Below are 14,448 nucleotides of genomic sequence, written 5' to 3' on the forward strand. Positions count from 1 at the left end.
TACAGACATTTAAGGCGGAGGAAAATCCCCCGCCTGTGAATTCTTGATGAATTTTAAATCGATTTAGCAATCTTGTCGAATGCCATGAGCTTCTCAAGCAGTGCAGGCATTTTATCGATAGGCACCATGTTCGGGCCATCGGACGGTGCATTGTCAGGATCCTGATGGGTTTCAATGAACACACCAGCCACACCAACAGCCACAGCAGCGCTTGCAAGCGTTTCAACAAACTCACGCTGACCACCTGAAGAGCCACCCTGCCCGCCCGGCTGCTGCACAGAGTGAGTCGCATCAAAAATCACTGGCGAGCCAAAACCAGCCATGATCGGCAGCGAACGCATGTCTGACACCAGTGTGTTGTAGCCAAAGGATGCACCGCGCTCGGTAGCCATGACATTTGGATTGCCATTTTCGGTGATCTTCGCCAGCACGTTCTTCATGTCCCAAGGCGCCAGAAACTGGCCCTTCTTCACGTTGATCGCGCGGCCCGTCTTGGCTGCCGCAACCAGAAGATCAGTCTGACGGCAAAGAAATGCCGGGATTTGCAGAACATCGACAACTTCAGCAACTTCCGCACACTGATGTTCATTGTGAATGTCTGTCAGCACCGGAAAGCCGTATTCTTTCTTAAGGTCCGAAAAGACCTCCAATGCCTTTTCCAGACCAATGCCGCGTTGTGCGCTCAGCGACGTGCGGTTGGCTTTGTCAAAGCTCGATTTGTAAACGAGGCCAACGCCAAGCTTGCTGGTGATTTCAACCAGACGGCCAGCCATCTCAAAAGCATGTTCACGCGTTTCCATCTGACAAGGCCCGGCAATCAATGCCAGCGGTGCAGTGTTGGAGAACGTTACATTGCCGATTTTTACAGCAGTATTGGCCGTCGTCATAATTTGGAACCTTCAAATATTACAAGTGCCTGAGAGGCACCTTATCTGGCGTGCGAATTGAACGAAAACAAGGCGCACAAATGAAACGCGCCCCAACAAGCATGTCTCCAAAAAGTGGGAACCGGTTTTTGGATAAAGACATGCGAAAAACAAAGGCGTATCTCGCGTAAAGTAAAACGCGCCCCAGAAGGGCGCGTAAGAGATTTAAACCAGTCTGCCCTGCTCCATCGCGGCTGCGATGAAGGAGGCGAAGAGTGGGTGTGGTTCAAACGGACGGGATTTCAGTTCCGGGTGGTACTGAACGCCGATGAACCAAGGATGATCGGCATATTCGACTGTTTCCGGCAGGACACCATCAGGCGACATGCCTGAGAAGATCAGGCCGCTTTCTTCAAGGCGATCCTTATAGTCAACATTCACCTCATAACGGTGACGATGACGTTCGGAAATCTCAGTCGAACCGTAAATGTCGGCAATACGCGTTCCAGCCTTTAGCGTGGAATCATATGCACCAAGACGCATCGTTCCGCCGAGATCACCAGACTTCGTGCGCTTTTCGAGCATATTGCCCTTAAGCCACTCAGTCATCAAACCAACAACTGGTTCTTTGGTCGGACCAAACTCGGTCGAAGATGCATTCTCGATACCAGCGAGATTACGCGCTGCTTCCAGACATGCCATCTGCATACCAAAGCAGATGCCGAAATAAGGCACCTTATGTTCGCGTGCGAACTTGGCAGCAAGTATCTTGCCTTCCGCGCCGCGTTCACCAAAGCCGCCCGGCACCAGAATGCCGTGCACTTTTTCGAGATATGGTGACGGATCTTCGCTTTCAAACACTTCCGCTTCGATCCAGTCGAGATTGACCTTCACCTTGTTGGCGATGCCGCCATGCTGAAGGGCTTCGATCAGCGACTTATAAGCGTCTTTCAACTCAGTATATTTACCGACAACGGCAATGGTAACTTCGCCTTCAGGATTGTGAAGAAGGTCAGAAATGCCTTCCCAGCGCTCCATGCGTGGCTTCGGTGCAGGCTCAATGCCGAATGCTGCAAGCACTTCGTTGTCGAGACCTTCCTTATGATAAGCAATCGGCACATCATAAATGGTAGAAACGTCGAGCGCCTGAATAACCGCGCTTTCACGCACATTGCAGAACAGCGACAGCTTGCGGCGTTCAGAAGCCGGAATTTCGCGATCCGCACGCACCAGAAGAATATCCGGAGCAATACCGATTGAGCGCAGTTCCTTGACCGAATGCTGTGTTGGCTTGGTCTTAAGTTCACCCGCCGCAGGAATATACGGCATCAATGTCAGATGGATATAGACCGCGCTATTGCGTGGCAGTTCGTTGCCAAGCTGACGAATCGCTTCAAGGAACGGCATAGCTTCGATATCGCCAACCGTGCCCCCGATTTCGCACAGCACGAAATCGTAGTCGTCATTGCCTTCAAGGATGAAGTTTTTGATTTCATCCGTAACGTGAGGAATGACCTGTACCGTCGCACCAAGATAATCGCCGCGGCGTTCTTTTTCGATGATGTTGCGATAGATACGACCCGTCGTAATATTATCCCGCTGATTTGCAGGACGACCGGTGAACCGCTCGTAATGGCCCAGATCAAGGTCTGTTTCGGCACCATCGTCAGTGACGAACACCTCACCATGCTGGTAAGGCGACATCGTGCCGGGGTCGACGTTCAGATAAGGGTCGAGTTTACGGATACGCACGCGGTAACCACGTGCCTGAAGGAGTGCAGCCAATGCTGCTGCGGCAATGCCTTTTCCGAGGGAAGAAACCACGCCGCCTGTGATGAATACATATCGCGCCATGGGCTTATGTCGTTAGACCCTTCTGATTGATTCCGCCACTAAAAAAAATGGGAATCAATGTTTTTTCCATCAAAATCGCGCCCAAACTGCATTGCATGCGAGAAAATCGGACGCTTCCACCAAGTTCGTTCTGTTCATAACATATAACTTGAATTGTTATGTACGCACGAAAAAAGGCCGGGGAACCCCCGGCCTTTCGGGTAGTTTATAAAAAAATCAGAGAACGACGACTTTTGCGCCCATACCAACGCGGTCATAAAGATCCATGACGTCTTCGTTGGTCATACGGAAACAACCGTTTGAAGCAGGGCTACCGATTGTCCATGGCTGAGTCGTGCCGTGAATGCGGATATATGTGTCTTTGTTGCCCTGGAACAGATACATGGCGCGTGAACCGAGCGGGTTGCCCGGGCCGCCATCCATGCCATTTTTATAACGACCATACTGCGCTGGATTGCGCTCGATCATTTCCTTGGTCGGAATCCAGCGTGGCCATTCGCGCTTGGCGTTAACAGTAGCAGTTCCTTTGAACTCCAGACCGACTTTACCAACAGCGATACCATAACGGCGCGCGCTGCCCGAGCTTTCAACGAGGTAAAGGAAATATTTCGACGGATCGATCACGATTGTTCCTGGCTCGTAGCCAGTGAACGAAACGGTCTGAGCCTGATAACGTGGATCGATGTTGTAGCGATTAAGGCCAACCTTCTTCGCAGCACCTGCATTAGAAGCGCTTTTCTTTTTCTTCTTGGCAGGCTTTGCAGTTGTATCGCTTGCCACAGCTACCTGCTGAACAGCAGTCGCGGCAGCATCAAGCTCAGCTTCTGCGCCAGCAGCACCGGCGGCAAAGCTCTGGCCTGAAAGACCGATGCAGAGGCTTGCGATGCCAGCCATCAAAATAAAACGTGAAGACATGATCAGTTCCCGAAACCAGACGTAAGCGGAAAATACCTGTCGCAACATTGCGTTCAGGTTTTGCAACTCAATACGTTAATCAGCAAAATTACTCAATTATCGGAACGGTCAATACATCACGATTCGATGATCGCTATTGCCTGCATGCAACACTTTGGGTGCTTATTACCAAAATAGAAAGGCCGATCTGAAAACAGACCGGCCTTTTAGAAAATCTATGAGCTCTAATAATCTTACTGTGAGCTTGGAACCTGTGGAGCCTGTGGCTGCGTGCTTTCTGGCTGTGCAGGAGCTGGAACCTCACCCGAAGCAGGTGTTTCAGCTTCGTTGGTGCGCGAAGATTCGCCACCGAGCTGATTAAGGATGCCGCCGCCTGCATCAGTTCCACCAGCAGGCGTATTTTGCGTGCTACCAGCGGCAGGGATACGGTTCAGAATGTCGGTCGGCTTTTCGCCATAACGCGCCATGATGCCGAGAGCCAGCGAAGTCGCGAAAAAGCCAATCGCGAGAATGGCTGTTGTACGGGTCAGCGCATTTGCCGCGCCGCGAGCCGTCATAAAGCCCGAACCACCGCCGATACCAAGGCCACCGCCTTCGGAACGCTGGATGAGCACAACGCCAACAAGCGCCAAAACGATCAACAAATGAATGACAATGACTATGGTCTGCATAGGTTAAGGTCTTTATATCTCTGGACTTATGCTCAACCGAGACAGCACTAAAACATGCGCCCGGTTAGCGATGATACAAATAGATAGAGCGGCTCTTTACACGCTATTGCGTCATAAACCAAGCCCCGCGCCCGATATTGATTAAAGGACGCAATCACTTGTCACAAATTGCGATAGGTTTCGCATATGGCGAGGAAGTCCGTTGCTTTCAAGCTGGCGCCGCCAACCAAAGCACCATCAACATCCGGGACACTCAGCAATTCCATTGCATTCGACGCCTTCACCGAACCGCCATAGAGAAGACGGAGATGCGCGCCATTGGCACCAAATCGCTCAGTCAGCTTTTTACGCATGAATGCATGGGCTGTCCGAACATCCTGAACCGTAGGCGTCAAACCTGTGCCGATAGCCCATACAGGCTCATAGGCAACAATCGTGTTTTCAGCCTTAACACCTTCAGGAAGAGACGCTGCGAGCTGCTCGCCGATAATATCAAGCGTACGCTCCGCCTTGCGCTCATCTGCCGTTTCACCGACACAGACAATCGCAACAAGACCGGCTACCCATGCGGCTTCCGTTTTGCTGCGCACCAGTTCACTGGCTTCACGATGATCGGTCCGGCGCTCTGAATGACCAAGAATGACATGGCTTGCACCCGCTTCTTTGAGCATTTGTGCCGAAACATCGCCTGTGTGCGCGCCCGATACTTTTGGATGACAATCCTGTCCTCCAAGCCCGACAGTCTCGCCTTCCAGCGTTTCGGCTGCGCGTGAAAGCAATGTTGCCGGAACACAGATCACGGCATCAAGTTTACGGCCAAGATCAGAACTCAGACCCGCCGCGATTGCGCGCAGTTCGGTTAGAGATTCTCCCGTACCATTCATTTTCCAGTTGCCAGCAACCAGCGGACGGATTCCCGGAGTCATGTCATTCTCCTCGCCTTGAACGACAGCAAACCGCTCAACAATTTCCAAGCAGCGCCAAATTTTGCCACTGACTAAGCGTATTCGCACAGCAATGCAACGTTCTTGGTGATCTGCACACAATGAGAACTTGCATCGGAACCTTTGTTAAGGTTATCCCCTCACAAGGCTTATCTTAACGGATAGCCGGGCTTTGTTTTGTTCTTAAAGGGTTTCCAATGCTCGACAGTATGCGTGATGCCGCCAAATCCTGGGTTGCTAAGCTTCTTCTTAGCCTGCTCGTCCTCAGCTTTGCGGCTTGGGGTATTACGGATGCTTTCCAGGGCGAAATGGAAGTTGATTCAGCCATTAGCGCTGGCAGTTCAAAAGTCAGCACGACTGACTATCGTTTTGCCTATGAGCAGCAACTGATGCGCCTTTCGCAGCAATTCCGCCAGCGGCTCAATCGTGAACAGGCCCAGCAGCTTGGTGTGGACCAGCAGGTTCTGGCACAGCTCGCAGCCGGTGTGGTTCTGGATGAACAGGCTCGTAACATGCAGCTTGGCCTTTCCAAGGACGGCATTGCGCGTCTGACCGGCGAAGACCCATCATTTCAGGATGCAAGCGGCAATTTCAGCCGCGCCCAGTTTGATGCCGTTCTGCGCCAGTCAAACATCCGCCCACAGGATTACCTCGATAATCGTGCAAAAGTTGCGCGTCGCCAGCAAATCGTTGAAGCATCAACCGATGGTTTGAAAATGCCAGCCACGATGCTGAAAGCATTGGCTCTATATCAGGGTGAAAGCCGCAGCGCCGATTACATTACAATTCCGGCTGAAAAAGCTGATGCGGTCCCTACCCCTTCGGATGAAGCGCTCAAGACTTATTTTGATGCGCACAAAGACGAATATAAAGCACCAGAATACCGCAAGATTACCTATGTGAAGCTTGAGCCTTCGGACATTGCCGACCCGGCCGCTGTCACACAAGACGAAATTAAAGACTATTACCAAAAGAACAAAAGCCGTTTCAGCACCACTGAAACCCGCACAATCGAACAGCTTAACTTTGCCGACGAAGCAGCCGCAAAGGCCGCGCGCGAAAAAATCGCAGCTGGCACCAGCTTCGTTGATATTGGCAAGGAACAGGGCAAGAGCGAAACCGATCTCGTTCTCGGCACCTTTGAAAAGACTGCTCTTCCTGATTCCGTCATTGCAGATGCAGCATTTGCACTTAACGAAGGTGGCGTCAGTGATGTCGTAAAGGGTGCATTCGGCCCTGTCATTCTGCGCGTTACGACGGTTAATCCTGCAAGCGTCAAAGAACTCTCGGAAGTCGAAAAAGAAATTCGCGACACCGTAGCGACCAATATCGCGATCAGCAGCATTAACGGCATTCACGACTCCTATGAACAGCAGCGTGCCGAAGGTGGCAGTATGGCAGACGTTGCCAAAGGTCTGAGCCTCAAGGCTGTGTCGATCGAAGCTGTTGACGATGAAGGCAATGATCCAGCTGGCAAAGCCCTTGAGTTGCCAAACTCGGAAGCACTTCTTGCCGCCGCATTTCAGGCCGATCAGGGTTTTGACAATGACGCTTTGACGCTCGGAAACTCTGGTTATCTGTGGTATCAGGTGGACGGAACGACCCCCGCGCGCGATCGCACACTTGATGAAGTCAAGGACAAGGTTACAGCGGCATGGAAGGGCGAAGAAGCAGTCAAGCGTCTCAATGATCGCATGGCTGAATTGAAAAAGCGTCTTGATGGCGGTGAAACGCTCGACGCAATCGCAGCAAGTGCAGGCGTCGAAAAGCAGACCAAGCGCGGCATCACCCGTAACACCAATGATGCAGATTTCGGCTCTGCCGCAACCGCACAGGTATTCCGTGGTCCGCTTAACCACACCGGCACTGCTGGCGCTGTTTCCAATGACGGACAGCTTCTCTTCAAAGTGATTGAAGTGACCGAGCCAACTGCCACTGGTCCAGAAGCTATTCCAGAACAGCAGCAGACCTATCTCGCATCAACACTCACCGATGACGTGCTTGAACAGCTGGTCGGTGAGTTGCAGAAGCAATACCCGGTCAAGATTAACCAGACTGCCATCAACAACGCACTGGCATTCTGATAAGCGGCGGACATAAGAGAATGGCTGACTTAAAACCCTATATCGCCAAGGCTGCCACCGGCACACCACTGTCGTTCGAGGATTCTAAAGCAGCCTTCGACATTATGATGTCCGGTCAGGCCACCCCTTCGCAGATCGGTGGCTTCCTGATGGCTCTGCGTGTTCGTGGAGAAACAGTGCCGGAGATTGCTGGTGCTGTTGCTTCCATGCGTTCCCGCATGCTGCCTGTTGCAGGATCAGAAGATGCTGTCGATATTGTTGGCACCGGCGGCGACCAGTCCGGCTCCTACAATGTTTCAACCTGCTCTGCCATCGTCGTTGCTGGCGCAGGCGTGCCGGTTGCAAAACACGGCAATCGAGCGCTCTCGTCAAAATCGGGCGCTGCTGATGCTTTGGCAGCGCTGGGCGTCAACATCGAGGCCGATGCCAATACAATTGGCCGCAGCATCACAGAAGCTGGTCTTGGCTTCATGTTCGCGCCGATGCACCATTCGGCAATGCGCCATGTGGGCCCATCACGCGTCGAGCTTGGCACCCGCACAATCTTCAACCTTCTTGGACCGCTTTCCAATCCGGCTGGCGTCAAGCGTCAGCTCGTCGGCGTTTTCTCAGCAGAATGGGTAGAGCCACTAGCGGAAGTTCTTAAAACTCTGGGTTCAGAAACCGCATGGGTCGTCTATGGCGACGGCCTTGACGAAATGACCACGTCCGGCACCACCAAAGTTGCAGCACTCGAAAACGGCACCATCCGCACATTTGAAATTCAGCCGGAAGACGTCGGCCTTCGCCGCGTCGATATGTCTGAACTCAAAGGTGGCGATGCCGAAGTTAATGCCAAAGCACTGCTTGCCGTGCTTGAAGGCGCTCACAATGCCTATCGTGACATTGTACTGCTGAATTCTGGTGCAGCTCTGGTGATTTCCGGTAAGGCAAAAGACCTTAAAGACGGCATTGCGCTCGCGGCGCAATCAATCGATAGCGGTGCGGCGCTGGCCGTTTTGCAAAAAGTTATCGCTGTATCAAACGACAAGCCGCTCTGACGGAAAGGATCACATTATGTCCACCGACATTCTGCGGAAAATTGAAGCTTATAAACGCGAAGAAATCGCTGCTGCAAAGGCAAGCCTGCCTCTCAACGAAGTAAAGGCACTGGCCAAAGATCAGCCAGCAACGCGCGGTTTTCTCAAAGCGCTCGAAGCAAAGCGTGCGGCCAAAAAGTTTGCTCTCATTGCGGAGATCAAGAAGGCGAGTCCATCCAAAGGTCTTATCCGCCCGGATTTCGATCCTCCAGCGTTGGCGAAAGCCTATGAAGATGGTGGCGCTGCCTGTCTTTCGGTTCTGACCGATACGCCATCCTTTCAGGGCGCGCCGGAGTTTCTGACTGCTGCGCGCAATGCATGCTCATTGCCTGCGCTGCGCAAGGATTTTCTTTTCGACACTTACCAAGTGTATGAAGCCCGCAGCTGGGGAGCAGATTGCATTCTGATCATTATGGCAAGCGTTGATGATGATCTGGCAAAAGCTCTTGAAGAAACCGCTTTTGAGCTTGGTATGGATGCGCTGATTGAAGTGCATGACGAAGAAGAGACCGAACGCGCATTGAAACTTTCGTCGCGACTCGTCGGCGTTAACAATCGTAATCTCCGTACCTTTGACGTTGATCTTGCCGTTTCCGAGCGCCTCGCAAAAATGGTGCCGTCAGACCGCCTTCTGGTGGGCGAGAGTGGCATCTTCACGCATGATGATTGCCTGCGTCTTGAAAAATCCGATATTGGCACATTCCTGATTGGCGAAAGCCTGATGCGCAAGGATGACGTGGCAAGCGCCACCCGCGAACTTCTAACCGGCAAGGTGTGAGCCATGACGGCCAAGCTGACCCATATCGACCAGACAGGTTCCGCCCATATGGTCGATGTCGGCGACAAGGCCGAAACGGATCGCGTGGCGACCGCTGAAGGCGCGGTCAGGATGAAGCCAGAAACGCTGGCACTCATTCTGGAAGGCAATGCAGCCAAAGGCGATGTCATTGGCACAGCGCGGCTTGCTGGCATTATGGCGGCGAAAAAGGCCGCTGATCTTATTCCGCTCTGTCATCCACTGATGTTGACCAAAGTGTCCGTCGAAATAGAACCCGACCAAGCTCTGCCCGGCTTGCGCGTTTCGGCAACCGCAAAACTCAAAGGCCGTACTGGCGTTGAGATGGAAGCGCTGACTGCCGTTTCTGTTACCTGCCTGACGATTTATGACATGGCTAAAGCAGTTGATCGTCATATGGAAATTACCGATATCCGCGTTTGTGCGAAAAGTGGCGGCAAGTCAGGCGATTGGAAAGCCTGATCTTTCAGACGAGAGGAAAACCGATGTCCCTGTTTCCAGTCGATGAAGCGCTTGCGCGTATTCTGAATAGTGCGCAACCGCATGGTACAGAGACAATTTCGCTTTCTGAAGCAGGCGGACGTGTCGTTGCAGAACCTGTTCAGGCCAAACTACAACAGCCTCCTTTTGATTGCTCGGCTATGGATGGCTATGCGCTGATTGCCCCTGCCAGCATTAACTATCCGCTCGAATTCACAGTTATTGGCGAATCAGTTGCAGGAAAACGCTTCGAAGGTGAGCTCAAACAAGGCGAAGCCGTACGCATCTTCACCGGCGCACCAATGCCCGCGGGTGCCGATAGCATCGCTATTCAGGAAGATACGGAACGCTCGGGTGAAACTCTCACCATCCTCAACGGACTAGACAAGGGGCGGCATATCCGACGTGCGGGGCTAGATTTCGCTCCCAGCAATGTTGTACTGCCAATCGGTCGTTCTCTTGATGCGCCTGCGCTTTCGCTTGCAGCAGCGAGCGGCAATGCAACAATTTCAGTGTTCTGCAAGCCGCGCGTCGCGATACTCGCTACAGGCGACGAACTTGTTCCGCCCGGAATAATTCCCGGCCCTGACCAGATCGTCGCTTCCAACAGTGTTGGCATCGCCGAAATCGTCCGCCGTGCAGGTGGTGAGCCAGAAGATTTAGGCATCATCACTGATAATCCGGCAAAAATAGAAACAGCAATCAGCGACGCTTTTTCAGATGGTATCGACATTCTGGTGACAATTGGTGGCGCATCCGTTGGAGATCGCGATTACGTTCACGGTGCGTTGCAGAATTGTGGCGTTTATCTCGACTTTTGGAAAATCGCCATGCGTCCGGGTAAGCCGCTAATGTACGGACGCAAAGCCACTTCTGGCAAAACTATTCACGTCATCGGGCTGCCGGGTAACCCGGTTTCAAGTCTCGTATGCAGTCTTGTTTTTTTGCGCCCTCTCGTCGCCAAACTCTCTGGCAAAGAGTTAAATGCAGATATTCGCCCAGCCAAGCTTGGTGAAGCGATAAAAGCCAATGATCACCGGCGCGACTATGTACGCTCGACTGTCACTCAGGCATCTGACGGCACACTGATTGCAACACCCTTCCCGGTTCAAGACTCATCGATGCTTTCAGCGCTGGTTCGCTCTCAGGCATTGCTGATCAGAGATGAGCATGCCCCTGCTGCCTCCACGGGTGACGCTTGTACGATATTAATGCTGTAAAGAACGCCCCCTCCGCACAACCATTAATCATTTTAAAACCATTGCGGAACAAGACTGGAACATATAGTGTTCGTTCTGGTTTTGTTTTTATTTGATTCTGGTCCGGAGGGTATGGCGCATGTTGACCCGTAAACAGCACGAGCTTCTGCTGTTCATTCATGAACGTCTTAAAGAGACGGGCATCCCTCCGTCGTTTGACGAAATGAAAGAAGCTCTCGATTTGGCTTCCAAATCGGGCATTCATCGCCTTATCACAGCGCTGGAAGAACGCGGTTTTATCCGCAGGCTTCCCAATCGTGCCCGTGCGTTGGAAGTTCTTCGCCTGCCTGACTCCATTGCACCAGGCTTGAACTCACAAAAGAAGTTCGCTCCGAGTGTCATCGAAGGAAGCCTTGGAAAAGCGCCACCTCCACCAGCTCGCCCTGCCCCTGTTACGGCAAATGACGATTCTCCGGCGACGGTTTCTGTGCCGATGATGGGACGTATCGCAGCTGGTGTACCGATATCAGCAATTCAGAATCAGACACATTCGATCAGTATGCCACTAGAAATGCTCGGCGCGGGCGAGCATTACGCGCTCGAAGTAAAAGGCGACTCGATGATAGAAGCCGGAATTTTTGATGGTGATACCGTCATCATTAAGCGCGGCGAGACGGCCAATCCAGGCGAAATTGTTGTTGCACTGGTCGATGACGAAGAAGCAACTCTGAAACGCTTCCGCCGTAAGGGTGCGTCAATTGCGCTTGAAGCTGCAAACCCGGCTTATGAAACCCGTATTTTTGGGCCAGATCGTGTGCGTGTTCAGGGCAAGTTAATCGGCCTCATCCGACGCTATTAAAATGACTGCTTAAGAGGAAACATGCACCTGACTTTGTTTCCTCTTAAGCAGTGCGATAGATCAAAGCGGCTCCCAGAGTTCCGTAGGGCTTCGTGTCCGCTCGAAAGATCTATTTTTATTGGTGCCAGTTCTCTTTTGATATTCGCGATCAGGAAGTCCCCTCGCCGCTCGTGAATAGAGACGATGCAAATGCCACGGGCGTATTGGCGCATCGACTGAAAAGGTCAGTTTATCAGCGTAGTCGGCTAAGTTGGTCGTTTTGGTCGGTGCGAAACGGTAAATTTTATTCTCCTGCGCAATACCGTTTTCGTCTGAGTTGATTGTAGAAGCGCTTACACGTGGCAGTTTAGGCCCCAGTCTGAGTTCAAGAGTACCTTTTAAGGCTAGTTCCTGTCGGTCGATCATCAAGACGCTAGAACGCTTACAGCTCAACTCTTTGCCAGCTATAGCGAGAATCACAATGTCGCCAATATTGCAGGCTGCGTCTTTCATTGCTTCATCTGCCGTGTAGGATAGCATTCTACCGTCCCGCAGCGGAATGGCGCACACCCCATCTTCGCAAACAAAGGCTTCTTCAGCTGATACCATTCGCTGTTTTTTTACCACCTGCGGCGGAATAAACTCATTAATCAGATAGGCTGTCTGCCAGTTCTGCGCGGTAAATTTTGGAGGCCTGCTGCGATTAATAGCAAAATTCCCATCTGGAAGACGCACAGCGACGAATTTCGCATCTTCACTCACAAGAATATCAGGCAACGGTGTTCTTATAAAAACGGCAAGCCCGATAATTACGAAGGGGAGTGCCAGCCATCGCATTCGTGTTGTAAACACAACCGCTATAACAAGCGCCAGCGTCCAGAGAACAAGCGTGCTAGCTGGCATGACCCCTGGATTACCATCAGGCGAAAAGCTGGCGACAAAACTTGCAATATGTCTGACCAGTAAGACGCCGAACCCCATAATCTGCAATGGCAACCAATCCAGATGCAGCGGCATCAATAACAAGCTGAGCACTGCGAAGGGCATAACCAATATAGAAATAACGGGTAGTGCCAATACGTTGCCAACAAGACCAAACGGCGCCGTATTGTTAAAATGATAGGCTGCGAAAATTCCACTGGCCACGCCAGCAACAATAGACGTAGCGCCCGTCGCAACCGTTGGTAATAGAATTTTTGAAATAATCCCGCGTGGCTTTGCGCGACGATCTTCAATAGCTGTTTGCTTGCGAGATTTCTTATCGCTCCACCACGCAAAAGCTGCAATGAGACCCGCAGTGGCTGAGAACGACATTTGAAAGCTTGGCCCCACAATTTCATGCGGGGAAATCGCAATCATTGCCACTGAGGCGATAGCGAGATTGCGCATACTGATCGCTGCGCGATCGACCAGCAATGCACAAAGCATCACAACGATCATCACATAGCTTCGTTGCGCAGCGACGTCAGCACCGGACATAGCCAGATAGAACGTGCAACTTAGAAGTGAAAGACATGCAGCAATTTTTTTGACCGGATATCTGGCGCTAAACGCTGGTGCGAGTGCGAATAAAGATCGCAATGACATCATCACAACCCCTGCAGCCAACACCATGTGCAAACCAGAAATAGACAAGATATGCGCGAGACCCGCTTTGCGCAGATCCTCATTTGTTTCTTCACTTATCCCCGCTCGTTCTCCAGCGATGAGTGCGGCTGCGACACTCCCATCCTCGCCTGAAAGCACTTCAGCGATACGTTCAGAAACATGTACCCGTAATTGAGCGATAGCGCCGGAAATTTTGGCAAAAACCTCACTTGGTGCAGGCACATCAGCTATTTTTGGAGTGCCCAAGAAAAAGCCATTTGCACCTATCCCGCCGAAATAGGCGTGAAACGCAAAGTCGTAGTTTCCCGGTCGAACAGGACCAGAGGGCACACGTAACCGCGCGAAACCAGTCAAGCCGCTGCCAATTTCTGTTTTGGCTGGTATATCACGCGCTGTAATTCGGATGCGTTGCGGCGCATAGCGAAGTTTGGGGCGTTGCGTTTCAAGCAAATCAAGCGTCACACGCCAACTGCCATTGTCGCGATATTCTAAGCCAACAACTCTACCGGTAACGCGTGTTGTGACCTCCGAACCTAACAATTGTGTGCTTCTTCGTTCAGTCTCAAACTTTCCCGCAACTATTCCCAATAACACCGCCAACACGAGTGTCACTGCTTGTGATACGAGGAAGTGTTTTCGGAATAAAAAACGTATTAAACAAACAGCTACAACAACAGACAGAATGGGCAACCATTCAGGTTCATAAGAAAGCGTGAAATAAACAACGGCTCCCAACCCCATAAAAACGGGAAAAAGAAGAAAAAATATTCCGCGCCCTATTTCACGATCAAGCGCCGCAATCAAAAGCTGCCGTGAACTACTCAGCAGTTCCCGCGCACGCTCGGAAGGTGTCAGTTTCCTTTCCGGTAAAGCGACGGGCTGAATATCAGCTCGTTCTTTTGGTAACCACGGTTCAGGAAGCAAGGCACGAGCAAGACCTTCAGGCATGTCTTTGACAAATGCCCGCTCGCTCACCTCTTGTCTTTCCCTTATGCCCGTCATGCCCCCGCCTGACTGCAAAAGTGCCCGCGCTTAATCTAAAGAAGCACGTCCCGACGGTCCGAAAGAATTGGGAAACGCTTGCACACCGTGCTGCCTATGCTACATGAACCAC

Annotated in this window: 12 protein-coding genes; 6 read left to right on the top strand and 6 right to left on the bottom strand. The window is 51.8% G+C overall.

The annotated features are described in order from the left end of the window. Nucleotides 1–53 precede the first annotated feature (53 nt). The 5 genes from kdsA to tpiA form a co-directional block, all read right to left on the bottom strand. Entirely contained in the window at nucleotides 54–887 is an 834-nt protein-coding gene (gene kdsA, locus U2P60_RS15590) for a 3-deoxy-8-phosphooctulonate synthase (RefSeq protein ID WP_413573288.1), read from the bottom strand. A gap of 204 nt (nucleotides 888–1,091) precedes the next feature. Continuing rightward, nucleotides 1,092–2,720: a CTP synthase gene (locus U2P60_RS15595; protein WP_413573289.1), complete on the bottom strand. Its 1,629-nt coding sequence runs from the start codon at nucleotides 2,718–2,720 to the stop codon at nucleotides 1,092–1,094. Between the two features lie 216 nt (nucleotides 2,721–2,936). Then, nucleotides 2,937–3,635, bottom strand: coding sequence for a L,D-transpeptidase (locus U2P60_RS15600; RefSeq protein WP_310010031.1), 699 nt, complete (start codon nucleotides 3,633–3,635; stop codon nucleotides 2,937–2,939). Nucleotides 3,636–3,868: 233 nt separating this feature from the next. Further along, nucleotides 3,869–4,306 (bottom strand): preprotein translocase subunit SecG, encoded by a 438-nt coding sequence (gene secG / locus U2P60_RS15605; RefSeq protein ID WP_313826564.1) that lies wholly within the window; start codon nucleotides 4,304–4,306, stop codon nucleotides 3,869–3,871. 161 nt (nucleotides 4,307–4,467) lie between these two features. Beyond that, complete coding sequence (gene tpiA / locus U2P60_RS15610) at nucleotides 4,468–5,232, bottom strand: triose-phosphate isomerase (RefSeq protein WP_413573290.1); 765 nt, start codon at nucleotides 5,230–5,232, stop codon at nucleotides 4,468–4,470. Between the two features lie 215 nt (nucleotides 5,233–5,447). On the opposite strand from tpiA, the gene U2P60_RS15615 reads away from it, so the two are divergent. The 6 genes from U2P60_RS15615 (at nucleotide 5,448) to lexA (ending at nucleotide 11,747) form a co-directional block, all read left to right on the top strand. Continuing rightward, a complete protein-coding gene (locus tag U2P60_RS15615; RefSeq protein ID WP_413573291.1) occupies nucleotides 5,448–7,334 on the top strand; it encodes a peptidyl-prolyl cis-trans isomerase in 1,887 nt (628 codons plus the stop codon). A 20-nt stretch (nucleotides 7,335–7,354) separates the two neighbouring features. Continuing rightward, a complete protein-coding gene (gene trpD, locus U2P60_RS15620; protein WP_313826567.1) occupies nucleotides 7,355–8,374 on the top strand; it encodes an anthranilate phosphoribosyltransferase in 1,020 nt (339 codons plus the stop codon). A gap of 16 nt (nucleotides 8,375–8,390) precedes the next feature. Further along, nucleotides 8,391–9,191 (top strand): indole-3-glycerol phosphate synthase TrpC, encoded by an 801-nt coding sequence (trpC, locus tag U2P60_RS15625; protein ID WP_413573292.1) that lies wholly within the window; start codon nucleotides 8,391–8,393, stop codon nucleotides 9,189–9,191. A gap of 3 nt (nucleotides 9,192–9,194) precedes the next feature. Then, nucleotides 9,195–9,671, top strand: coding sequence for a cyclic pyranopterin monophosphate synthase MoaC (moaC, locus tag U2P60_RS15630; RefSeq protein ID WP_413573293.1), 477 nt, complete (start codon nucleotides 9,195–9,197; stop codon nucleotides 9,669–9,671). A 23-nt stretch (nucleotides 9,672–9,694) separates the two neighbouring features. Beyond that, the gene (gene glp / locus U2P60_RS15635; protein ID WP_413573294.1) at nucleotides 9,695–10,909 is read left to right on the top strand and encodes a gephyrin-like molybdotransferase Glp; all 1,215 of its coding nucleotides are present in this window, start codon (nucleotides 9,695–9,697) and stop codon (nucleotides 10,907–10,909) included. Nucleotides 10,910–11,027: 118 nt separating this feature from the next. Then, entirely contained in the window at nucleotides 11,028–11,747 is a 720-nt protein-coding gene (lexA, locus tag U2P60_RS15640) for a transcriptional repressor LexA (protein WP_413573295.1), read from the top strand. A 60-nt stretch (nucleotides 11,748–11,807) separates the two neighbouring features. Here lexA and U2P60_RS15645 read toward each other — a convergent pair whose 3' ends face one another. Then, entirely contained in the window at nucleotides 11,808–14,336 is a 2,529-nt protein-coding gene (locus U2P60_RS15645; RefSeq protein ID WP_413573296.1) for a ComEC/Rec2 family competence protein, read from the bottom strand. Between the last annotated feature and the right edge of the window lie 112 nt (nucleotides 14,337–14,448).

This window comes from Brucella sp. H1_1004 (genome assembly GCF_047308065.1).
GTDB lineage: Bacteria > Pseudomonadota > Alphaproteobacteria > Rhizobiales > Rhizobiaceae > Brucella > Brucella pseudogrignonensis_B.